Source organism: Stutzerimonas chloritidismutans AW-1, from assembly GCF_000495915.1.
In the GTDB taxonomy this organism is placed as follows: Bacteria; Pseudomonadota; Gammaproteobacteria; order Pseudomonadales; family Pseudomonadaceae; genus Stutzerimonas; species Stutzerimonas chloritidismutans.
In genome coordinates this window covers 1-22,424 of record NZ_AOFQ01000018.1, presented here as the reverse complement: position 1 = coordinate 22,424, position 22,424 = coordinate 1, and the positions used below count along the sequence as shown (strand labels likewise).

Genomic DNA, 22,424 nt, shown 5'->3' with positions numbered 1-22,424 from the left:
TCACTGCGGCCAGGCGAGCTGTTCCGCCTGGCCACAGGCCTCGAACAGCGGCCGGCTGAACAGGTAGCCCTGCATCAGATAGATGCCCAGATCGAACAGGGCGCTGCATTCGTCGGCGGTTTCCACGCCTTCGCCGATCACCTTGATACCCAACTCCTCACACATCCCCACCGTCGCCCGGACGATGGCCTGACGCGTGCGGCTCTGGTCGATGCCGCGGATCAGGTCCATGTCCAGCTTGATGATGTCCGGCTGGAAATCGGCCAGCAGATTGAGCCCGGCAAAGCCCGCACCGAAGTCATCGATGGCGGTGAGAAAGCCGATGCGCTGGTATTCGCGGAACACCTCGGTCAGCCACTTGCCGTCGTTGATGCGCTCGTCTTCGACGGTCTCGAAGATGATTTGCTCGATGGGAAAATCGTGGGCACGGGCGGCTTCCAGCGTCGAGCGGATGCACAGCTCGGGGCGGTAGATCGCGTTGGGCATGAAATTGATCGACAGCTTGCTCTGCATGCCCAGCCTGGACGCGGTCTTGATCGCCTTGACCCGGCCGGCCTGATCGAAACGGAAGCGATTCTGCTCGGTGACTTGCGACAGCACGGTGGGGGCTGGTTCGCCGCCGACGCCGCGGACCAGCGCCTCATGGGCGAAGATCTGCCGGTCGTGCAGATCGATGATCGGCTGGAAGGCGTAGCTGAAGCCGAAGCCCAGACGCTCGCCACTGGCGCAGCTGGGGCAGGCGCCGTGCTCGGCGGCGCCGTGGCACGGATAGGCATCTGGGGCAGGGATGCTGCTGGTGTTGCTCGAACTCATGGGCGCACTCGATTGGGGCCGGTGGATTGCAGGTTAACGGCTGCGCTGGCGGCGACTGAAGTCCGCCGGTCAGACAGGGCGTGTGGGCACCTGGTCTGTCGGCGGTCTGGGTGTCGACCCCAGCTCTTCGATCAGGCTGCGCGCGGCGAAGTCTGCCGCATCGGTGAAGGGGTTCAGTACGCGGGCGACGCCGGCCGCATCCAGCGCCTTGCCATGCTGATCGTCGCGCACCACGCCGGCGATCTTGCCCTGGAAACCGGCATGCTTGAGCGCATGCAGAAAGGCGCGATTGGCCTCCCACTGCGGAAAACTGGTGACCACCCATTCGGCATGCTGCAGCGGCAGCGATTCGAGAAAACTCGGATCCTCGCCATCGCCGAAACGTACCGGCAGCTTGCTGCCGCGCAGCGTGCGAACGGCTTCCGGGTCGAAATCCACGCCGAGCACCGGCAGTCGTGCCGCGGCCAGCTGCTGCAGCAGACGCGAGCCATAGCGGCCCAGGCCGAAGACGATGATGCGCGGATGGCCCTGCGGCTTCCCCAGAGCCTCCACTTCCAGCTCGCGATAGGGGCGTTTGCGCTCGAACACGCCGAGCCAGGGCGCCAGCCGTTCGTAAAGCGGTTGTGAGAACAGAATCATGTAGGTCGAGAGCATGATCGTCACCAAGCCGACCAGCGTGGTCAGCCCCAGCGCTTCCGGCCCGACATGGCCGAGGGTGATGCCCATGGCGACGAAGACGATGGAGAACTCGCTGATCTGCGCGACGGTCAGCCCCGCGAGAAAGCCGGTGGGCTTGCGATAACCCATGTAGCCCATGATCGCCATGACGATCAGCGGATTGCCGATCAGTACGAACAGCGCCAGCACGATGGCCGGCAGGATCTCGTTGGCCGAGCGTGGAGAAATCCAGCCGGCCACCGAGGTCGATGAAGAAGAACAGCAACATGAAGTCGCGGATGCCGGTCAGGCGCGCGTTCATCGCTTCACGATAGGCCGTCGAGGCCAGCGAAAAGCCGGCGACGAATGCCCCGGCCTCCTTGCTGAAACCGACGTAGTCGCCCAGCGCGGCAAGTCCGGTACCCCAGGCAATGGCGAAGATCAGCAGCAGCTCCTGCGAGCGCGCCATGCGGCTGACCAGCGGCGGCAGCACGTAGCGCATCAGCACGTACATCAGGATCGCAGCACCTGCCAGACGCAGTAGCAGCGAGCCCGAGACCTCGGCCCAGCCGGCATCGCCGGCGCCGCGCAGGGCGCTCATGGTCATCATCGCCAGCACCACGGCGAGGTCCTGGACGATCAGGAAGCCGACGGCGATGCGCCCGTGCAGCGAGTCCAGTTCGTGTTTGTCCGAGAGCAGCTTGACGATGATGATGGTGCTGGAAAAGGTCAGCGCCACGGCGATGTATATCGCCTCCATGGTGCTCTTACCCATCAGCAGCGTGAGCGCGAAGCCGAAGACGATGGTGAAGGTCAGCTGCCCGAGCCCCGTGGCCAGCGCCACCGGCCCGATATTGCGGATATGCGCGAGGTCCAGCTTGAGCCCGACCACGAACAACAGCACGGCGACGCCGATCTCGGCCAGCAGATGGATCTGTTCGGCGGCGTTGACCGGGCCGAACACCGCCGGGCCAAGCAGTATGCCGACCACGATGTAGGAAATCAGCAGTGGCTGGCGCAGGCTCACGGCAATCGCCCCGACCACCGCGGAAACGATCAGCAGCAGGGCGAATTCGGCGAAGGGGCCGTGGGCGAGTAGCGCTTCCATCAGGGTCTCCGTGCGGTTGATGTGACGGCGCCGCGGCGCTCTGCCTATCCTGCGGCAGGCGTTGGCCAGCTACCAGCGCGGTAGCGTATGAAACTGTGACAGCAAGGCATCGCCTGGCCCGCCTGCAATCGGCTGGTGAGCCGATGTGCCCTGCCTGCTGCTAGAATCCGCCCTTTTTCATCCCGCCGAAACGGCGCTGCGAGCCTGCCATGACCTTCGCCACCCTGGGCCTGATCGATCCGCTGCTGCGGACCCTGGAAACCCTCGATTACCGCAAGCCGACGCCGGTGCAGATCGAAGCCATTCCCGCCGTGCTCAAGGGCCGCGACCTGATGGCGGCGGCGCAGACCGGCACCGGCAAGACCGCTGGCTTCGCCCTGCCGTTGCTGCAGCGCCTGACCATGGAAGGCGCCAAGGTGGCGAGCAATTCGGTGCGCGCACTGGTACTGGTGCCGACCCGCGAGCTGGCCGAGCAAGTCCACGAGAGCTTTCGTGTCTACGGGCAGAACCTGCCGCTGCGCACCTACGCGGTGTACGGCGGTGTCAGCATCAACCCGCAGATGATGGCGCTGCGCAAGGGCATTGATGTGCTGGTGGCGACGCCCGGTCGCCTGCTCGATCTCTACCGGCAGAACGCCGTGGGCTTCAACCAGCTGCAGGCGCTGGTGCTGGACGAGGCCGATCGCATGCTCGATCTGGGCTTCGCCGATGAGCTGGATCAGCTGTTCGCCGCCCTGCCGAAGAAGCGCCAGACGCTGCTGTTTTCCGCGACCTTTTCCGAGGCGATCCGGCAGATGGCCCGCGAGCTGCTGCGCGACCCGCTATCGGTCGAGGTCAGCCCACGCAACGCCGCGGCGAAGACGGTCAAGCAGTGGCTGGTGCCAGTGGACAAGAAGCGCAAGTCCGAGCTGTTCCTGCATCTGCTGGCGGACAAGCGCTGGGGCCAGGTGCTGGTGTTCGTCAAGACGCGCAAGGGTGTCGATCAGCTGGTGGACGAGCTGCAGGCTGCGGGCATTTCCAGCGATGCGATCCACGGCGACAAGCCTCAGGCCTCGCGGCTGCGTGCGCTGGAGCGCTTCAAGGCGGGCGAAGTGCAGGTGCTGGTGGCGACCGACGTCGCCGCGCGCGGGCTGGACATCCATGATCTGCCGCAGGTGGTCAACTTCGACCTGCCGATCGTCGCCGAGGACTACGTGCACCGCATCGGCCGCACCGGTCGGGCAGGTGCCACGGGCGAGGCGGTATCGCTGGTCAGCGCCGATGAGGTCGATCAGCTCGCCGCTATCGAAACCCTGATCAACCAGGTGCTGCCGCGCCACGACGAGCTGGGCTTCGTGCCGGATCATCGCGTGCCGACCACCACGCTGGGCGGGCAGATCATCAAGAAGCCGAAGAAACCGAAAAAGCCGAAGGACGGCGGCGGCAAGGGCAAGATTCATCTCGGCAACTGGTTCGACGAGAGCGAAAAGCCCAACGCCAGGCCGATTCGCAAGGTGCCGAGCCTTGGCGGCGGCAAGCCGGCGAAGAAGCGCTGATCGCAGCGCAGGGTGGAAAAACGGCGAAGCCGTTTCCACCGGTAATGCAGGTCACAGACTCAGCAGTGCCGACACCACCAAGAGCAGCGCCATGGCGTAGTTGAACCGGCGCATATGCGCTGCCGAGTGCAGCAGCTTCGCCGCGCCGACACCAAGCAGTGCCCAGGCTGCCAGGCAAGGCAGGGCGATCAGAAAGAACAGCAGGGCGTGAATGGCGTAAAGCCCCGCGTCGGCAGCGCCGCCGCTGAACACGCCAACCACCGCCAGCGCCATCATCCACACCTTCGGATTGACCAGTTGCAGGCCGGCGGCGCCCAGCGCGCCGAGCCGGCGCGGCGCGGCGTCGGCCTCGACCGGCCCGGCCGGGCTGCGGGCGATCTGCCAGGCCAGGTAGAGCAGCCAGGCCAGACCGAGCCAGCTCATGAGCTGCTGCAACTGCGGATGATGCAGCAACCATTCGCCGGCACCCAGGCCCACCAGCAGTACGATCGATGCCGCAGCCGAGCAGGCGCCGAAAATGATTGGCATGGCTGCTCCCAGACCGAAGCGCCAGCTGTTGCTCAGTACCAGAATGTTGGTTGGCCCCGGCGTGATCGAGGCGACGAAGGCGAACAGCACGAAAGGCAGCAGCTGGCTCATGACGGCTGCTCCATGAAGAGCGTGGCGAATGATCCGGGGGTGGCGGCGAGGCGAGGCATGCTGGTCGGCTCCGTGGGTGGCGGATGCCCGAATGCTCGCGCCTGTTGGCTCAGCGGTCTGGAAGATTCGAGCAGCGTCTGCGGTAGTGCGCCGGTGTCAGCCCGTAGGCGCGGCGGAACCAGCGGCCCATGTGGCTCTGATCGGCGAAACCGAGGCTCATCGCCACCAGCGCCGGTGGCTGGCCGGCTGCGAGCAGGCGACGGGCCTTGGCCAGGCGCAGCTGGACCAGATAGGCATGCGGCGCCAGGCCGAAGGCCGCCTTGAACGCCCGCGATAGCCTGAAGCGATCGACACCGGTGGCCCGCGCCAGATCGTCCAGCCCCAGATCCTGGTCCATGTGTGCATGCAGATAGTCCCGTGCCCGCAGCGCCACAGTCGGCAGGCGTGGGTCTGCAGTCAGCCGCGGTCGCCATGCCAGGTGCCGCGCCAGCTTGCCCAGCAGCGCGTCCAGCGCGGCCTGGCGAACGATGCGCAGGTCCTGGCTTTGCAAGGCCTGGAAGGCGTCGGCAATCACCGTCACCAGCGCCGGCTCGCTTTCCAGCGTCTTGGCGAATGCCGGCTGACACTGGTTGGGCGCATCCTCGAACAGCGCGCGCAGTTCGCGCTCGATCCAGTGCGGGTCGAGGTAGAGCATCGAATAGGTGAAGCCACCGGGTGTCGGCGCGTGGCCGTCGTGCAGCTCGCCGGGTTCGAGCAGAAACACCTGCCCTGGCGTGCTGCTGTGCAGCGTCCGGCGGCAGTGAAACTGCTGAACACCCTGTTCGGTGAAGCCGATCAGGTAGCTGTCATGGAAGTGCGGGTCGTAGGCATGACCTTCGAAGTGCGCACGGATCGTCTCGATACCGGTTTCGGCATCCTTCTTCAGATCGATCCAGTCAGCTGTACCCATGACGGCTCCGTGAAACGCAAGGCGGCGATGCTGCGCGACACAGTGTCGCCCCGCGAGCGTGGCCGGTCTGGAACATTCGTGCAACGCTGCGGGCTGGCGGCTGCACCGCGGATGTCGGCGTCATCACGCGGCCACTGATTCGAGTCTAGGCTTGATCCGGTCTGCCTGTTGCAGGCCCGAACGTCCCTTGTCAAGGAGCCAACCGATGACCCAGACCATGAAAGCCGCAGTGGTACACGCCTTCGGCGAGCCGCTGCGCCTCGAGGAAGTCAAGGTGCCGATGCCCGGCCCCGGCCAGATTTTGGTGAAGATCGCCGCCTCCGGCGTCTGTCACACCGACCTGCATGCGGCCGAGGGAGATTGGCCGGTCAAGCCGGCCCTGCCGTTCATCCCGGGTCACGAAGGCGTCGGTCATGTGGCCGCGGTGGGCGCCGGTGTGAAACGGGTGAAGGAAGGCGACCGGGTCGGCGTGCCCTGGCTGTACACCGCCTGCGGTTGTTGCGAGCACTGCCTGACCGGCTGGGAAACCCTCTGCGAAGGCCAGCAGAACACCGGTTACTCGGTCAACGGTGCCTATGCCGAGTACGTGCTGGCGGACCCGAATTACGTGGGCATCCTGCCGAAGAACGTCGAATTCGACGAAATCGCGCCGATCCTCTGTGCCGGGGTCACCGTCTACAAGGGCCTCAAGGTCACTGAGGCGCGGCCCGGTCAGTGGGTGGCGATCTCCGGTATCGGCGGCCTGGGCCACGTCGCGGTGCAGTACGCCAAGGCGATGGGCCTGCATGTGGTGGCGGTGGACGTGGATGACGCCAAGCTGGAACTGGCCAAGCGCCTGGGCGCCGATCTGACCGTCAATGCGCGTAAGGAAAACCCCGTGGAAGTGGTGCAGCGCGACATCGGTGGTGCTCACGGCGTGCTGGTGACGGCGGTGTCCAACAGCGCCTTTGGCCAGGCCATCGGCATGGCCCGGCGGCGCGGTACCGTGGCGCTGGTCGGGCTGCCGCCGGGAGATTTTCCGACGCCGATCTTCGATGTGGTGCTCAAGGCGATCAGCATCACCGGCTCCATCGTCGGCACCCGTGCCGATCTGCAGGAGGCGCTGGACTTCGCCGGCGAGGGGCTGGTCAAGGCGACCATCCATACCGACAACCTCGACAACATCAACCAGATCCTCGACGACATGCGTGCCGGGCGCATCGAGGGCCGTATCGTGATGAAGATGTAGAGCGCCGGGTGCGGCCGGTGCATCCGGCCGCCGCTCACCCGTCGATCAAGCCTGCGCGGCTGTGGGCCGATCAGCCTGCAGCCAGCGCAGCATTCCCTCGGCCGCGGCTCGGCCACTGGCAAAACAGGCGGTCAGCAGGTAACCGCCGGTCGGTGCCTCCCAGTCGAGCATTTCCCCGGCGCAGAACACCCCGGGCATCTGTTGCAGCATCAGGTTGGCATCCAGCGCTTCGAAGGGCACGCCGCCGGCGCTGCTGATCGCTTCGTCCAGTGGGCGCGGGCGGACCAGGCGAATGGGCAGTGCCTTGATCGCCGTGGCCAGGGTCTGCGGGTCCTGAAAGGACACGGCATCGCTCAGCTCGCGCAACAGTGCCGCTTTGACCCCATCGAGCTTCAGCTGGCGGTGCAGATGCTTGGCCATCGACTGCGAACCCCGCGGTCTGGCCAGGGCGCTGGCGACCTGCGCCAGGGTGCGATCCGGCAGCAGGTCGAGCAGCACGGTGGCGGCGCCGTCACGGTTGATGGCCTCGCGGATCGGTGCCGACAGCGCATAGACCAGGCTGCCCTCGATACCGGTCGCGGTAAGTACGAACTCGCCCTTGCGCGGCGCGCTACCCGGTAGGGCGAGGCTGACCGTCTTCAGTGGCGCGCCGGCGAACTTGTCCCGCAGATGGGCGCTCCAGCCTTCCACCTCGAAGCCGCAGTTGGCCGGCTGCAGCGGTGCGATGGCAATACCGCGGTCTGCGAGCAGCGGCACCCAGGCGCCATCGGAGCCCAGTCGTGCCCAGCTGCCGCCGCCGAGGGCGAGCAGGGTGGCGTGTGCGTCGATCAGGCTTTCGCCTTGCGGCCCGGCGATGCGCAGCGCACCGTGCTCGTCCCAACCCAGCCAGCGCTGGCGGGTATGAATGTGTACGCCGTTTTCACGCAGGCGCTTGAGCCAGGCGCGCAGCAATGGCGCGGCTTTCATGTCGGTGGGAAATACCCGGCCGGAACTGCCGACGAAGGTGTCGATGCCCAGCCCGTGAATCCATTCGCGCAGCGCGGCGGGTGTAAAGGCGTCCAGCAGCGGGCGCAGCTCGCCGGCGCGTTCGCCGTAGCGGCTGACGAAGGCGGGGTAGTCCTCGGCGTGGGTGATGTTCATGCCGCCGACCCCGGCCAGGAGGAACTTGCGCCCCACCGAGGGCATGGCGTCGTACAGATCGACACTGACGCCCGCCTGGCCGAGCACCTCGGCGGCCATGAGGCCGGCCGGGCCACCACCAATGATGGCGACGCGAAAGGAAGAAGCGGGCTGGGGCATGGCGGCAACCGGGCAGGGGAGCAGGGCGGGCATTGTAGCCGCTGATGGTTGCTCAGCCGAGTCCGTGGCGCTGCCAGGCCGAGTGGGCGCTGACATGCAGGGTCGCATGGCGACGCGCGAGCAGGGCGCGGTCCTTGTCGTAGCCGCCGCCGATCAGGCCGACCACGGGAATGTCTCGGCCCAGGCAGTGATCGAGCACGGCGCTGTCGCGCGCGGCGAGCCCGGCGTCGGTCAGCGAGAGCAGGCCCAGAGCGTCGTCGCGGTGGACGTCGACGCCAGCGTCATAGAGCACCAGGTCAGGCTGATAGATCGGTAGCAGGTAGTTCAGGGTGTCATGAACCACCTTGAGGTAGGCCTCATCGCCCATGCCGGGTGGCAGCGGGATGTCCCAGTCGCTATGGGCCTTGCGCGTGGGGAAGTTCTTTTCGCAGTGCAGCGAGACGGTCACCGCGTCCGCCACGTTCTCCAGGATGCGCGCGGTGCCGTCGCCCTGATGCACGTCGCAATCGAAGATCAGAACGCGGCCGACGCGTCCGCTTTCCAGCAGGTAGAGCGCGATCACCGCCAGGTCGTTGAAGATGCAGAAGCCGGACGCATGGTCGTGATGGGCATGGTGGGTGCCGCCGGCCAGGTGGCAGGCCAGGCCATGCTGCAACGCCTGTTCGGCGGCCAGCAGCGAACCGCCTACCGCCCGCACGGTGCGCTGCGCCAGCTCCGGGCTCCAGGGCAGGCCGAGGCGGCGCAGCTCGTCGCGACCCATCGCGCCGCTGCAGTAGCGCTCGACGTAGTTGCGCTCGTGCGCCAGCGCCAGAATGTCATGGCTGCACAGCTCGGGGCGCAATAGCGCTGCGTCTGTGGTCAAACCCAGGGCGACCAGATGGTCGCGCAGCAGACGAAACTTCTCCATGGGAAACCGATGGCCCGGCGGCAATGGCGGGCTGTAATCGTCGTGAAATACCAGGGGAAGCGACATGAACCACGCGTGTTCGATGGATGTGCGCCGCAGTATGCAGGCTGGCCGTCGGAGCGCTCAAGGAGCAGGGATGGTTGAACGACTCGCACTCGAAAGCACGCGCCTACGGCTGCGCAACTGGCATGACGAAGACCTCGATCCGTTGGTGCGGCTCTGTGCCGACCCGGAGGTGATGCGCTACAACCCGGCGCGGTGGTCCCGGGATGACTGCGCCGCGCTGATGGTGCGCAGCAGGCTGCATCTGCTGCGCAATGGTTTCGGCCTGTGGTCGCTGGAGCGCAAGGACAACGGCGCCTTCATCGGCTATTGCGGGCTGGTCTGGTCCGCCTTGCCGCTGCCGAACGCGGTCGCCGAGCTGCGCTGGGCGGTGGCCTGCGAGCACTGGGGGCAGGGCCTGGTTCGCGAGGCCGCGCAGACGGCGCTGAAATGCGCATTCGGCGCGCTGGGGCTGGACGAGGTCGTGGCCTGTGTCTCGCAGATCAACGAACCGGGCAGGCAACTGCTGGAAGGGCTCGGCATGCGCCCGGAGCCGGCCACCACGTTCGGTCATCCGGACGTTTCGCCCGAGCACCCGCTGCACAGCCAGGTGCTCCACCGGCTGCGGCGGGACGATTGGCGACAATGAGCACTGTTGCTGGAGCGTTGCCGGCGAAATCCGTAACATGGCGCGCCCGTACGAGCCCCCTATCAAGGAAGCCGAAATGACCCAGATACTCGACGCCCTGGTCAACCTGCTGACCCTGGAACGCATCGAGGAGAACCTGTTCCGTGGTGCGAGCCAGGACCTCGGCTTTCCCCAGCTGTTCGGCGGCCAGGTGCTCGGCCAGGTCATCTCCGCCGCGAGCCAGACGGTGACGCCGGAGCGCCATGTGCATTCGCTGCACGCCTATTTCCTGCGCCCCGGCGACTCGCACCAGCCCGTGGTCTATGACGTCGATCGCGTACGCGACGGCGGCAGCTTCACCACGCGGCGGGTCAGTGCGATCCAGAAGGGCCAGACTATCTTCACCAGCATCGCCTCGTTCCAGGCCGAGGAAACGGGCTACGAGCATCAGTTGCCGATGCCGGACGTGGTCGGGCCGGACGATCTGCCCAACGAGTGGGAGCTGCTGCACAAGCTGTCGCCGATGGTGCCCGAGCGGGTGATGGAAAAGCTGCGCCGGCCCAAGCCCATCGAGATCCGCCCGGTCACGCTGGTCGATCCTGCCAACCCGCAGCCCATCGAACCGGTCCGCCACCTGTGGTTCCGCGCCGACGGCGCGCTGCCCGACAGCCCGGCGCTGCACAAGTACCTGCTGGCCTACGCCTCGGACTTCAGCTTTATCGGCACCGCGCTGCAGCCGCACGGCGTCAGCTCGTGGAGCAAGTTCATCCAGCTAGCCAGCCTCGACCATGCCATCTGGTTCCATCGTGAGGTGAAGCTGGACGACTGGCTGCTGTACTCCATTGACAGCCCCTGGGCCGGCAATGCGCGCGGTTTCGCCCGCGGCAGCATCTTCAACCGCCAGGGCCAGCTGGTCGCGTCCGTCGCGCAGGAAGGGCTGATCCGCGTGCGCGAGGACTGGATGTGAAGATCGCCGAGGTCCGTCACTGGGTGTTCGACATGGACGGCACCCTGACGATCGCCGTGCACGATTTCGCCGCGATCCGCCGCGCGCTGGAGATTCCCGAGGAGGACGACATCCTCCATCACCTGGCGGCGCTACCGGCCGAAGAGGCCGCCGCCAAGCACGCCTGGCTGTTGGAGCACGAGCGCGAGCTGGCCTGCGCGGCGCGCCCGGCAGAAGGCGCTCGCGAGCTGCTGCATGCTCTGCGCGAGCGCGGCTGCCGGCTTGGAGTGCTCACTCGCAATGCCCAGGAACTGGCCAGGGTGACTCTGGACGCGGTCGGCATGGGGGACTGTTTCCTGCCCGAGGACATCCTCGGTCGCGACGAAGCGCCGCCCAAGCCGCATCCGGGCGGGCTGCTGCAGCTGGCGGAGCGTTGGGGCGTGGCGCCGTCGTCGATGCTGATGGTCGGCGACTACCGCTTCGACCTGGAGTGCGCCCGGGCCGCCGGCGCGCGTGGCGTACTGGTCAACGTGCCGCACAACGAATGGCCGGAACTGGCCGATCTCTATGCCCCGGATTGCCGGGTGCTGCACGGGCTGTTGTCTTCGGGCGAGGTCTGAGCTCGGCGCGACGGGAAACGGAGCGCACACCGAGGCACAGCCATTTGCGGGCGAGGCCGCTGCCGCATTCGGGCCGTGCACGAGTCAGGTCATGCACAAGCCCGTCGCCAACCCTGTTCTCCCGCCGCCTGCAGCCGGTCGCGTGCAGCCGGTCCGAACCCGTATGACCACGTAGAAGCGACCTTGCTGGCGAGGCTCCCGTCGCCGTCTATTAAAGCCGCGTCGCCTTGAAGGTGTCGCAGCGCGCCGGATCGCCATGCTCGAAGCCATCACGGAACCAGCGCACCCGTTGCGCCGAGGTGCCGTGGGTGAAGGCATCGGGCACCACGCGGCCCTGGCTGCGCTTCTGCAGGTTGTCGTCGCCGATGGCATTGGCGGCGTTCAGCGCTTCTTCCAGGTCGCCTTCTTCCAGCCAGTCGTGGCGTTGCTGCGCGTGATAGGCCCAGACTCCAGCGAAGCAATCGGCCTGCAGCTCCTGGCGGACCAGCAGGCCGTTGTCGCCTTCCATTCTCGCGCCGCGCTGACGGGCGCTCTGCATCTGCTGGGAAACGCCGAGCAGGGTCTGCACGTGATGGCCGACCTCATGGGCGATCACATAGGCCTGGGCGAAGTCGCCGGCGGCGGAGAAGCGCCGGGCCATCTCGTCGAAGAACTGCAGATCGAGATAGACCTGCTGATCGCCGGGGCAGTAGAACGGGCCCACCGCCGAACTGGCGAAGCCGCAGGCCGAGTTCACGCCGCCGCGAAACAGCACCAGGGTCGGATCGCGGTACTCGGCGCCGGCTTGCTGGAACAGCGCGCGCCAGGTGTCTTCGGTGTCGCCGAGAATCGCCCGGACGAATTCGGTCTGCGGGTCATCGCCGGCCGGCCGCTGGCTCTGCTGGGAGACGGCCGGGCCGCCCTGGTTGGCCAGCTGGCCGAGGATCTGCAGCGGGTCCTGGCCGGAGAGCAGGCCTATGATCACCACGATGGCGATGCCGCCCAGGCCCAGTCCACCGCCAAGGCGCATGCCGCTGCGGCCTCTGGCGTCCACTACGTTGTCGCTGCGTCGGGCTCGTTTCCAGCGCATGGGGGTGTCCTTCTGAACGGTTGACGGGTTGAGTGCGCAGCACCGAAGCGGCGCCTGCCTCCCGTTAAGACCCGTACGGCGCGAAAAAGCTGCAGCGCGGACCGCACTGCATTCGCAGCGGCGCGATGGGTCAGTCGCCGGGGTATTCGGAGAGCACGCGCTCCTCGCCCGCCTTGCTGACGCCGATCACCTTGAAGGCGTCCTTGCGCTCGCCCATCTCCATGCCCGGCGAGCCGATCGGCATGCCGGGTACGGCCGCGCCAATCAGGTCCGGTTGCGCACGCAGCTTGAGGATGTCGGCGGCAGGAACGTGGCCTTCGACGAACTTGCCGTCGATCACCGCGGTGTGACAGGAACCGAGGCGGTGCGGGATGCCGTGTTCCATCTTTACCGAGGTCATGTCGTTGACCACGTGATCGCTCACGGAAAAGCCGTTGTCCTCCAGGTGATCGATCCACGCTTCGCAACAGCCGCAGTTGGGGTCACGATAGACGTCGATGGCAATGGGCTCGGCGGCCTGGGCGAACCCGGCGAGCAGGACGGGAAGCAGCAACAGAAGACGGCGCATGGGAACCTCCTACGAGCGAGAGGCCCAGAATACGCCGGGTTGCGCCCATACCCAAGGTGCGGCGCCCAAGGTGCGGCGGGCGGGCCATTGTCACTATCGACGTCGCGCGGGAGCGTCGGCCGGAGTACCGGGCGCAGAACAAACCGGCCGCCTGACAGTCCCATGCCAATCGGAATAGCGAGTCGCACATCAGGAGAGTTTTCGATGCGTTTTGCCCGTTTCGTTCTGCTCGCGCAGGCGCTGGTGATGGCCGGTCTGAGCCTGGCTTACTGGTTTCGCCCCTACGAGATGGCCAATCTGAACGGCATGCTGCTGATGGAGGGCGCGTCGGTCAGCCACATGCGGGTCTACTACGGGGGCCTGCAACTGGGGTTGGCACTGTTTCTGATCTGGGCCGCGCGCGCCCCCGAGCGTGCGCGACCGGCCTTGATGATGCTGATGATCACCATGACCGCGCTGGTGCTCGGGCGCTTGGTGTCGCTGTGGCTGGATGGCGGTGAGCTGGTCGGTTTCGATCTAGCATCGCTGTTCTATCGTGTGCTGGCCGCCGCCCTTGCCGCCGCTGCCTGGCATCTGATCCGCGAGCGCCCGGAGCCTGAGCCGGAGCGCCTCGAGCCGGCCACGCGGAGACTGGTCAGCGAGCCGCCGAAACCCTTCAAGCTTGGCGATGGTCCGCCGCCGGTCGAGCCTGCACCGGTTGAAGTCGCCCCGCAGCCGTTCCGTCGTGGTGACCCCGACGCCCAAGGTTGATCAGGCGGCTGCTTCGAGGTAGGCCGAGAGGCTGCGCTGGTCGAGGATCTCGATGCGCCGCCGCTGCACGGCGATCAGCCCTGCGTCGGTCAGGCGATGTAGGATGCGTGACAAGGTTTCCGGCTGGATGCCCAGTTGCGAGGCGATCAGGCGCTTGGGCAGGTCGAGGTCGATCACACCGCTGCGCGCTGCCTGCAGTTCCTGGAACAGGTAACGCACCACGCGCTGGCAGACATTGGATGAGGTCAAGCTGTCGATCTGGTGCAGACGCTGGTTGAGTCGGTCGCTGAGGCTGCTGAGCAGCTGCATGCACAGCTGTGGCTGGGTCTCGAGCAGACGCAGGTAGTGGGCGTTCTGCACGTTGAGCACCAGGCTTTCCTTGAGGGTGGTGGCGCTCAGCGGATGTTCGGGCTGCTTGTTGAAGAGCAGCGCCTCGGCAAAGGCCTCGCCCGGCCGGACTACCTCGATGACCTTCTCCTGACCATCGCAGGTGACCCTGTGCAGCTTGACCTGGCCGTTGATCAGCACGTGAAAGTGCTCGGCCGCGTCGCCTTGATGGAACAGCGTGCAGCCGGCCGGCAGGCGCTTGACCGTGGTATGCGCCGCAAGGTTCTGCAGAGCCGTCTCGGCCAGCCCACTGAACAGATGATGACGGCGCATCGTATTGAGCACTGCAGAGCCGGTCAGCATGGCCATCCCCCTTCCTTTCGATGAACGGCATGCTAGGTCGCGCCGTGCGGGCAGGCCATACCTCTTTCTGGGCAGGGTAGGTAGTCGATCAGCGGGTGCTGCCGGCCAGTCGCTCGTAGTCCAGCGTCAGTTGTTCGATCTTGCGCAGCAGCGAATCGCTGGTGGTGACGATTACCGTCGGGACGAAACGGGCGTCGTCGGCGAGGCTGAAACCAGCACGGGCGAAACGCCATTGCGCGCCGATCTGATCGAGCTGGCGGTTGATCTGCTCGGTGTTCTGCGGCGCCTTGTTCAGCTCGTCCAGGCCACGCTCGAACTCCGCGACCGCCGCATCGAAATCGCTGCGCAGGCGCTGTTCCGGCAGCTTCCAGGTCATCGCCAGATAGAGCATGGCGATGCGCTGGCTGAGCATGCGCTGGCGCCCGCTGCGGTTGACCAGGCGAGCGGCCTGACTGCCGCTGTGGCGCTCGATCTCCTGCACCAGCGCTTCGCTCTGGCCGAGGAAGCGCTCGGCCAGGCGCAGCAGTTCGACGGACTGTTCGCGATCCGGTTGGGTCAGGGCCAGCTGGCGATACTGATGCCAGGTCTGCGTGGCGTCTTCCAGCGCTTTGCGGATGGCATCGTTGGCGGCGTACTCGTCGAGCAGCTGGGCGTTCTCCTCGACGCTGGCAATGCTGCTGTCGAGCTGGCTGGCGGCAAGATCGACGCGGGTATCGGTGCCGATCATCAGGTAACTCTTGGCGATGCGCTGGCCGAGCATGCGCTGCATGCCGGCGCGGTTGACCGCCTCGGCGTCGCTGATGGCCGCCTGGCAGGGCAGGCTGGCGGCCAGCAGGCCGAGCAGCAGGGAAGTGGGCAGCAGAATCTTGAACATGGGGCGCTCCTTACGTCCGGATGGGCGCGATGCTGACCACGCGGTCAGGTCGGTTGGGGACGAGAAGATAGAGCGCATCACGCTGAGGGCATTGATGATCGTCAAGGGGGCGGCAGCCGCTTCGCGAGTTGAGCGATCACGCACAAAACCGCTGCCAGGCTACGGTGCCGGTCAGCCCTTCGCTTCGTTCTCCAGCACCCAGACGGCTGCCTCGACCCGGGAACGCAGGCCCAGCTTGTGCAGCAGGTTCTTCACGTGGACCTTCACGGTGCCTTCGGTGATGCCGAGCTTGCGCGCGATCATCTTGTTGCTCTGGCCCTTGGCGATCAGCCGTAGAACTTCCTTCTCGCGCTTGGTCAGGCTGGAAAACTGCACCTGGCCGGTGGGCTTGGGACGCACCCGGATGGCCTCGGCGAGCACCTGGGTCAGCTCGGGGCTGAGGGCCATGCGGCCGGTGGCGGCGATGCGGATCTGCTCGATCAGCTGTTCGGCGTCCATGTCCTTGAGCAGGTAGCCATCGGCGCCGTTGCGTAGGGCTTCGAGGACATGACTCTGCTCGTCGGAGACGGTGAACATGATGATCCGTGCATCGATGTCCGCGTCGCGCATGCGCCGGGTGGTTTCCAGCCCGTCGATGCCCAGCATGTTGAGGTCCATCAGGATAAGATCGGGCTCGGTCTGTTGCGCGAGCTTGATGGCGTCCTCGCCGTTGCCCGCCTCAGCGACCACCTCAAGGTCATCTTCCAGTTCCAGCAGGTCACGCACGCCCCGGCGCATCATGGGGTGGTCGTCGACCAGCAGGATTCGTGCAGTAGTCCATTCGTTCATGCGTGACACGTTCCTGTTTCGGGGGAAAGGCGGCGGTAGGCGGGCGGAAAGCTCAGATACACCAGCGTGCCTCCAGCAGGGCGCAGACCGATATTGATGGTGCCATTCAGGCTATTGGCGCGCTCGAGCAGGATGATCAGGCCGTAGTGGCCGGCACGCTGCTCCTCGGGGCGGATGCCGATGCCATCGTCCTCGATCTTGATATGGATGGTGCCGTTGTTGTCCTGCATCAGGCTCAGCCAGCAGTGCTCGGCCTCGGCATGCTTGACCACGTTGCTAAGCGCCTCGCGGATGATCTGCAGCCAGTACCTGCAGAACCTGGTGGGTGCGGCGCACATCGAAGGCATCCTCATGCACGGCGCGGACACGCCACTGATGCAATAACGGAGACTTGGCTCAACGTAGATACCGTCTTCCCCATTACCGAGCAAGGGCCAGTTGAGGGTCGAAACGCTGGCCCGATTTGAGTACCCCATAGGCAATGTGCAGCAGCTTGCGCATCGCTGCACAGACGATTTGTTTTCCGGATTTTCCTTTTGCACTCAGACGCTCGCGTAGAGCACTAATGGCCGGGTTGTGTGTGAGCGAGCAGACCGCCGGCATGTAGAGCCCAGCCCTCAAGCGAGACGATCCTGTGCGGGATATGCGCGTCTGGCCTTTGTAGGAGCCAGACTCCTGAAGGCGGGGGTTCAGCCCGGCATAAGCGGTGATCGCGCGTGAGCTGGCGAAGCGTAACGGATCGCCCAGCTCAGCCAGCAACAGGGCTGCGGAACGCTCGCCGATGCCATCAATGCTGGTCAGCAGGTCGCGTTTGTTGCGCAGGTCCGGGTCATCATCGATGTGGTCTCGGATCGCACGGAGCGTCTCTCCGATCTGCCGCTCGACATGGTGCAGCACTGAGTAGATTGAAGCCTGCACACTAGCGTCGGCCAGATCCAGGCGGTTGCGTTCCATTTGTTGGATCTCCTGCAGATCCTCCAAGCGCCGCACTAATGCTTTCAAGCGCCGGACGGCGGGAGGCTCAGGCTGCCAGGCCCGCAGATCGCTCTGGTGCCGCTCGCCATACTCAGCGATGAGTTTGGCGTCGACTTTGTCGGTCTTTACGCGCTGGAGCTGGCTTCGAGCGTAATAGGCGACCTGTGCAGGATTGAGCACGCAGACCTGATAGCCTTTATCGTGAAACCAGGTCGCGAGCGCTTCATGGTAAGCGCCGGTCGCTTCCATCACGATCCAGGCTTGGGCATTGGCGTGCTTGAGCAGCCACTGCTGGAGCGCTTCGGAACCGGCCACCTTGTTTAGCAATTTGGCCTTGGTGCGGTACTTGCCATTGGGCTGCTGGGTGGCGATGTCGAACGTGCGTTTGGCGATATCGATGCCGATGACGCTGGGCATAAGAACTCCTCTGCTGGTTCAGAAAGATCAACACTTCACTCAGCTCTACCTTGCTGATGCGAGCTCTCGCCGGAGGCGGGCTCTGGATACCGTTCGAGCTGTAAGAGTGAGTATGGAAGGCCGCAGCGCTATCTACGTCGCAGGCTCAAAGCCTAAGGGTGGATACGGCTTTCCGACCTCCCCCCGATGATCAGTCGGGAACTATCACCCCAACATAGCGTGGTAGTCGAGATACAAGGGTGGATGACGCTTCACCCATCCACCTTTGCGGGCTGGGGGTGGATGGAAGCGGCGGCACTCGCACCACCCCACCGGGTCGCGCCACCGCGCGGGCCCACGGTGGATGAAAAAAGCGTCATCCACCCTACGAGGCTTCAGAGGTGTTACCGATGACTCAATTACGCGACGCCCACGACCGCCAGATCGATTACCTGCGCATGTCGGTGACCGACCGCTGCGATTTCCGCTGCGTCTACTGCATGGCCGAGGACATGACCTTTCTGCCGCGCCAGCAGGTGCTCGGTCTGGAGGAACTGGAGCGCATCGCGCGGATCTTCGTCGGTCTGGGCGTAAAGAAGATTCGCCTCACCGGCGGCGAACCGTTGGTGCGCCAGGGCATCGTCGGCCTCTGCGAGCGCATCGCTGCACTGCCCGGCCTGCGCGAACTGGTGATGACCACCAACGGCTCACAACTGGTCAAGCTCGCTGCACCCTTGGCACGCGCCGGGGTCAGGCGGCTAAACATCAGCCTGGATAGCCTGGGTGCCGCCAAATTCCACGCCATCACCCGCACCGGTCAGCTGCAGCAGGTGCTCGACGGCATCGAGGCGGCGCGCGATGCAGGGTTCGAGCGGATCAAGCTCAACGCCGTGGTGATGAAGGGCCGCAACGCCGAAGAAGTCGCCGACCTGGTGGATTTCGCCATCGCCGGTGGGCTGGACCTGAGCTTCATCGAGGAAATGCCGCTGGGTGACGTCGGTCGTTCGCGCGGCGAGAGCTTCTGCTCCAGCGATGAGGTGAAGGCGCTGATCGCCGAGCGGCACACGCTGATCGATTCGGCCGAGCAGAGCGGCGGCCCGGCGCGTTACGTGCGCCTGCCGGACCATCCGCAGACGCGCATCGGCTTTATCTCGCCGCATTCACACAACTTCTGCGCCACCTGCAACCGCGTGCGGCTGACGGTGGAAGGGCGCTTGCTGCTGTGCCTGGGCCATGAGAACGCCATCGACCTGCGTGCCTTGCTGCGTCGCCACCCGGCCAGTGATCAGCCGGCAATCGATGCAATTCACGCCGCATTGCAGCGCAAGCCGTTGCGCCACGAATTCTCCAGCGGCGGTGAGGTCCAGGTATTGCGCTTCATGAACGTCAGCGGCGGTTGAGCCAACGACCCATGGGCTACGAGTCGATCACTTAATTCGCTACCATCGACCGGTAATCCAGGTTTGACCCAGATGCCCAGCTACCGCAGCCGGGCCTTGTCGCCGAAACCGCTCGTGGCATGGCCTGCAACGCTCACTACACTCAGCGCGCACATACCTCCAAAGGGGAATGGGTTCGCATACGGCACGGGTGCAGCCTGTGCACACATATTCAAAGGAGTTTCGAGCCATGGCTCATCTGTCCAACACCGAATTCCAGTCCCTGAGCATCGCGGTGCTTACGGTGAGCGACACCCGCAACATCGATTCCGATACCTCCGGCCAGGCGCTGATCGATGGGCTGCAGAGCGCCGGCCATACCTTGGCCGAGCGGGCCATCGTCAAGGACGACATCTGGCAGATCCGCGCCCGTGTCTGCAGCTGGATCGCCAGTGAGAACGTGCAGGTGGTGCTGGTGACCGGTGGTACCGGCTTCACCGCCCGCGACAACACGCCGCAGGCGGTACAGCCGCTGCTGGACAAAGATGTCGACGGCTTCGGCGAACTGTTCCGCTACGTTTCGCTGGGCGAGATCGGCACCTCCACCGTGCAGTCCCGCGCGCTGGCCGGCATGAGCAACGGCACCCTGGTCTGCTGCCTACCCGGTTCAACCAACGCCTGCCGCACCGCCTGGAGCAAGATCCTTGTCGAGCAGCTGGACAGCCGCACCAAGCCCTGCAACTTCGTGCCGCATCTCAAGGCTTCCGCAGTCGAATATTGCAGGCCCCGCTCATGAGCGCCTGTGGCTGCGACACCAGCGGCCTGAAGCCGGTCGACGAGGCCATCGCCGAACTGCTAGGCTCAAAGCCTAAGGGTGGATACGGCTTTCCGACCTCCCCCCGATGATCAGTCGGGAACTATCACCCCAACATAGCGTGGTAGTCGAGATACAAGGGTGGATGACGCTTCACCCATCCACCTTTGCGGGCTGGGGGTGGATGGAAGCGGCGGCACTCGCACCACCCCACCGGGTCGCGCCACCGCGCGGGCCCACGGTGGATGAAAAAAGCGTCATCCACCCTACGAGGCTTCAGAGGTGTTACCGATGACTCAATTACGCGACGCCCACGACCGCCAGATCGATTACCTGCGCATGTCGGTGACCGACCGCTGCGATTTCCGCTGCGTCTACTGCATGGCCGAGGACATGACCTTTCTGCCGCGCCAGCAGGTGCTCGGTCTGGAGGAACTGGAGCGCATCGCGCGGATCTTCGTCGGTCTGGGCGTAAAGAAGATTCGCCTCACCGGCGGCGAACCGTTGGTGCGCCAGGGCATCGTCGGCCTCTGCGAGCGCATCGCTGCACTGCCCGGCCTGCGCGAACTGGTGATGACCACCAACGGCTCACAACTGGTCAAGCTCGCTGCACCCTTGGCACGCGCCGGGGTCAGGCGGCTAAACATCAGCCTGGATAGCCTGGGTGCCGCCAAATTCCACGCCATCACCCGCACCGGTCAGCTGCAGCAGGTGCTCGACGGCATCGAGGCGGCGCGCGATGCAGGGTTCGAGCGGATCAAGCTCAACGCCGTGGTGATGAAGGGCCGCAACGCCGAAGAAGTCGCCGACCTGGTGGATTTCGCCATCGCCGGTGGGCTGGACCTGAGCTTCATCGAGGAAATGCCGCTGGGTGACGTCGGTCGTTCGCGCGGCGAGAGCTTCTGCTCCAGCGATGAGGTGAAGGCGCTGATCGCCGAGCGGCACACGCTGATCGATTCGGCCGAGCAGAGCGGCGGCCCGGCGCGTTACGTGCGCCTGCCGGACCATCCGCAGACGCGCATCGGCTTTATCTCGCCGCATTCACACAACTTCTGCGCCACCTGCAACCGCGTGCGGCTGACGGTGGAAGGGCGCTTGCTGCTGTGCCTGGGCCATGAGAACGCCATCGACCTGCGTGCCTTGCTGCGTCGCCACCCGGCCAGTGATCAGCCGGCAATCGATGCAATTCACGCCGCATTGCAGCGCAAGCCGTTGCGCCACGAATTCTCCAGCGGCGGTGAGGTCCAGGTATTGCGCTTCATGAACGTCAGCGGCGGTTGAGCCAACGACCCATGGGCTACGAGTCGATCACTTAATTCGCTACCATCGACCGGTAATCCAGGTTTGACCCAGATGCCCAGCTACCGCAGCCGGGCCTTGTCGCCGAAACCGCTCGTGGCATGGCCTGCAACGCTCACTACACTCAGCGCGCACATACCTCCAAAGGGGAATGGGTTCGCATACGGCACGGGTGCAGCCTGTGCACACATATTCAAAGGAGTTTCGAGCCATGGCTCATCTGTCCAACACCGAATTCCAGTCCCTGAGCATCGCGGTGCTTACGGTGAGCGACACCCGCAACATCGATTCCGATACCTCCGGCCAGGCGCTGATCGATGGGCTGCAGAGCGCCGGCCATACCTTGGCCGAGCGGGCCATCGTCAAGGACGACATCTGGCAGATCCGCGCCCGTGTCTGCAGCTGGATCGCCAGTGAGAACGTGCAGGTGGTGCTGGTGACCGGTGGTACCGGCTTCACCGCCCGCGACAACACGCCGCAGGCGGTACAGCCGCTGCTGGACAAAGATGTCGACGGCTTCGGCGAACTGTTCCGCTACGTTTCGCTGGGCGAGATCGGCACCTCCACCGTGCAGTCCCGCGCGCTGGCCGGCATGAGCAACGGCACCCTGGTCTGCTGCCTACCCGGTTCAACCAACGCCTGCCGCACCGCCTGGAGCAAGATCCTTGTCGAGCAGCTGGACAGCCGCACCAAGCCCTGCAACTTCGTGCCGCATCTCAAGGCTTCCGCAGTCGAATATTGCAGGCCCCGCTCATGAGCGCCTGTGGCTGCGACACCAGCGGCCTGAAGCCGGTCGACGAGGCCATCGCCGAACTGCTAGGCTCAAAGCCTAAGGGTGGATACGGCTTTCCGACCTCCCCCCGATGATCAGTCGGGAACTATCACCCCAACATAGCGTGGTAGTCGAGATACAAGGGTGGATGACGCTTCACCCATCCACCTTTGCGGGCTGGGGGTGGATGGAAGCGGCGGCACTCGCACCACCCCACCGGGTCGCGCCACCGCGCGGGCCCACGGTGGATGAAAAAAGCGTCATCCACCCTACGAGGCTTCAGAGGTGTTACCGATGACTCAATTACGCGACGCCCACGACCGCCAGATCGATTACCTGCGCATGTCGGTGACCGACCGCTGCGATTTCCGCTGCGTCTACTGCATGGCCGAGGACATGACCTTTCTGCCGCGCCAGCAGGTGCTCGGTCTGGAGGAACTGGAGCGCATCGCGCGGATCTTCGTCGGTCTGGGCGTAAAGAAGATTCGCCTCACCGGCGGCGAACCGTTGGTGCGCCAGGGCATCGTCGGCCTCTGCGAGCGCATCGCTGCACTGCCCGGCCTGCGCGAACTGGTGATGACCACCAACGGCTCACAACTGGTCAAGCTCGCTGCACCCTTGGCACGCGCCGGGGTCAGG

At 65.4% G+C, this 22,424-nt stretch carries 23 protein-coding genes and 2 pseudogenes; 11 read left to right on the top strand and 14 right to left on the bottom strand.

Translation table 11 applies throughout. The annotated features are described in order from the left end of the window. From rimA to F753_RS49935, 3 genes and pseudogenes are all read right to left on the bottom strand, one after another. On the bottom strand, positions 1-813 hold the full coding sequence (gene rimA / locus F753_RS31745; protein WP_023444643.1) for a S6 modification regulatory phosphodiesterase RimA: 813 nt from the start codon (positions 811-813) through the stop codon (positions 1-3). Positions 814-882: 69 nt separating this feature from the next. Then, complete coding sequence (locus tag F753_RS49940) at positions 883-1,731, bottom strand: NAD-binding protein (protein ID WP_245218626.1); 849 nt, start codon at positions 1,729-1,731, stop codon at positions 883-885. Positions 1,732-1,759: 28 nt separating this feature from the next. Next, positions 1,760-2,578 (bottom strand): annotated as a pseudogene (locus F753_RS49935) (cation:proton antiporter domain-containing protein); the annotation flags it as partial. Positions 2,579-2,787: 209 nt separating this feature from the next. Here F753_RS49935 and rhlE1 point away from each other — a divergent pair. Beyond that, positions 2,788-4,113 carry an RNA helicase RhlE1 gene (rhlE1, locus tag F753_RS31735; protein WP_023444639.1) on the top strand — a complete coding sequence of 442 codons (1,326 nt, stop codon included), beginning with the start codon at positions 2,788-2,790 and terminating at the stop codon, positions 4,111-4,113. Positions 4,114-4,164: 51 nt separating this feature from the next. Here rhlE1 and F753_RS31730 read toward each other — a convergent pair whose 3' ends face one another. Both F753_RS31730 and F753_RS31725 read right to left on the bottom strand, forming a co-directional pair. After that, on the bottom strand, positions 4,165-4,752 hold the full coding sequence (locus tag F753_RS31730; RefSeq protein WP_023444638.1) for a LysE family translocator: 588 nt from the start codon (positions 4,750-4,752) through the stop codon (positions 4,165-4,167). Between the two features lie 109 nt (positions 4,753-4,861). After that, positions 4,862-5,701 carry an AraC family transcriptional regulator gene (locus F753_RS31725; RefSeq protein WP_023444637.1) on the bottom strand — a complete coding sequence of 280 codons (840 nt, stop codon included), beginning with the start codon at positions 5,699-5,701 and terminating at the stop codon, positions 4,862-4,864. Positions 5,702-5,906: 205 nt separating this feature from the next. Between F753_RS31725 and adhP the strand changes: the two genes are divergently transcribed. Next, a complete protein-coding gene (gene adhP, locus F753_RS31720) occupies positions 5,907-6,929 on the top strand; it encodes an alcohol dehydrogenase AdhP (protein ID WP_023444636.1) in 1,023 nt (340 codons plus the stop codon). Between the two features lie 45 nt (positions 6,930-6,974). Here the strand turns inward: adhP and F753_RS31715 are convergent, their stop codons facing one another. Both F753_RS31715 and F753_RS31710 read right to left on the bottom strand, forming a co-directional pair. After that, a complete protein-coding gene (locus F753_RS31715) occupies positions 6,975-8,261 on the bottom strand; it encodes a BaiN/RdsA family NAD(P)/FAD-dependent oxidoreductase (RefSeq protein ID WP_023444635.1) in 1,287 nt (428 codons plus the stop codon). 19 nt (positions 8,262-8,280) lie between these two features. Beyond that, positions 8,281-9,201, bottom strand: a complete 921-nt coding sequence (locus F753_RS31710) for a histone deacetylase family protein (RefSeq protein WP_023444634.1) — start codon at positions 9,199-9,201, stop codon at positions 8,281-8,283. 70 nt (positions 9,202-9,271) lie between these two features. Here F753_RS31710 and F753_RS31705 point away from each other — a divergent pair, with 70 nt between their 5' ends. The 3 genes from F753_RS31705 to F753_RS31695 all read left to right on the top strand — a co-directional run bounded on the left by F753_RS31705 (position 9,272) and on the right by F753_RS31695 (position 11,371). Beyond that, positions 9,272-9,826, top strand: coding sequence for a GNAT family N-acetyltransferase (locus F753_RS31705; protein ID WP_023444633.1), 555 nt, complete (start codon positions 9,272-9,274; stop codon positions 9,824-9,826). 76 nt (positions 9,827-9,902) lie between these two features. After that, on the top strand, positions 9,903-10,772 hold the full coding sequence (gene tesB / locus F753_RS31700) for an acyl-CoA thioesterase II (protein ID WP_023444632.1): 870 nt from the start codon (positions 9,903-9,905) through the stop codon (positions 10,770-10,772). After that, entirely contained in the window at positions 10,769-11,371 is a 603-nt protein-coding gene (locus F753_RS31695; RefSeq protein WP_023444631.1) for an HAD family hydrolase, read from the top strand. The genes tesB and F753_RS31695 overlap by 4 nt, the downstream gene beginning before the upstream one ends. A gap of 211 nt (positions 11,372-11,582) precedes the next feature. Here F753_RS31695 and ypfJ read toward each other — a convergent pair whose 3' ends face one another. Then, entirely contained in the window at positions 11,583-12,440 is an 858-nt protein-coding gene (ypfJ, locus tag F753_RS31690; RefSeq protein WP_023444630.1) for a KPN_02809 family neutral zinc metallopeptidase, read from the bottom strand. Between the two features lie 130 nt (positions 12,441-12,570). After that, on the bottom strand, positions 12,571-13,008 hold the full coding sequence (locus tag F753_RS31685; protein WP_023444629.1) for a DUF411 domain-containing protein: 438 nt from the start codon (positions 13,006-13,008) through the stop codon (positions 12,571-12,573). A gap of 204 nt (positions 13,009-13,212) precedes the next feature. On the opposite strand from F753_RS31685, the gene F753_RS31680 reads away from it, so the two are divergent. After that, a complete protein-coding gene (locus tag F753_RS31680; RefSeq protein ID WP_023444628.1) occupies positions 13,213-13,758 on the top strand; it encodes a DUF4345 domain-containing protein in 546 nt (181 codons plus the stop codon). Here F753_RS31680 and F753_RS31675 read toward each other — a convergent pair whose 3' ends face one another. From F753_RS31675 to F753_RS31655, 5 genes and pseudogenes are all read right to left on the bottom strand, one after another. Beyond that, on the bottom strand, positions 13,759-14,454 hold the full coding sequence (locus F753_RS31675) for a Crp/Fnr family transcriptional regulator (protein ID WP_023444627.1): 696 nt from the start codon (positions 14,452-14,454) through the stop codon (positions 13,759-13,761). A gap of 82 nt (positions 14,455-14,536) precedes the next feature. Next, positions 14,537-15,322, bottom strand: a complete 786-nt coding sequence (locus tag F753_RS31670) for a type IV pili methyl-accepting chemotaxis transducer N-terminal domain-containing protein (RefSeq protein WP_023444626.1) — start codon at positions 15,320-15,322, stop codon at positions 14,537-14,539. A 171-nt stretch (positions 15,323-15,493) separates the two neighbouring features. Further along, complete coding sequence (gene narL, locus F753_RS31665) at positions 15,494-16,102, bottom strand: two-component system response regulator NarL (RefSeq protein WP_245218628.1); 609 nt, start codon at positions 16,100-16,102, stop codon at positions 15,494-15,496. Continuing rightward, positions 16,080-16,452: pseudogene (locus tag F753_RS48965) on the bottom strand (ATP-binding protein); the annotation flags it as partial. The gene narL and the pseudogene F753_RS48965, both read right to left, overlap by 23 nt. Positions 16,453-16,570: 118 nt before the next feature. Then, the gene (locus F753_RS31655; protein ID WP_023444623.1) at positions 16,571-17,542 is read right to left on the bottom strand and encodes an IS110 family RNA-guided transposase; all 972 of its coding nucleotides are present in this window, start codon (positions 17,540-17,542) and stop codon (positions 16,571-16,573) included. A gap of 389 nt (positions 17,543-17,931) precedes the next feature. Here F753_RS31655 and moaA (F753_RS31650) point away from each other — a divergent pair, with 389 nt between their 5' ends. The 5 genes from moaA (F753_RS31650) to F753_RS31630 form a co-directional block, all read left to right on the top strand. Then, entirely contained in the window at positions 17,932-18,921 is a 990-nt protein-coding gene (gene moaA / locus F753_RS31650; RefSeq protein WP_023444622.1) for a GTP 3',8-cyclase MoaA, read from the top strand. A gap of 229 nt (positions 18,922-19,150) precedes the next feature. Then, entirely contained in the window at positions 19,151-19,696 is a 546-nt protein-coding gene (gene moaB, locus F753_RS31645) for a molybdenum cofactor biosynthesis protein B (RefSeq protein ID WP_023444621.1), read from the top strand. 309 nt (positions 19,697-20,005) lie between these two features. Next, positions 20,006-20,995 (top strand): GTP 3',8-cyclase MoaA, encoded by a 990-nt coding sequence (gene moaA, locus F753_RS31640; protein WP_023444622.1) that lies wholly within the window; start codon positions 20,006-20,008, stop codon positions 20,993-20,995. A 229-nt stretch (positions 20,996-21,224) separates the two neighbouring features. After that, entirely contained in the window at positions 21,225-21,770 is a 546-nt protein-coding gene (moaB, locus tag F753_RS31635) for a molybdenum cofactor biosynthesis protein B (RefSeq protein ID WP_023444621.1), read from the top strand. Between the two features lie 309 nt (positions 21,771-22,079). Continuing rightward, positions 22,080-22,424: radical SAM protein (locus F753_RS31630; RefSeq protein WP_023444620.1), on the top strand; the 345-nt coding region annotated here is incomplete at its 3' end.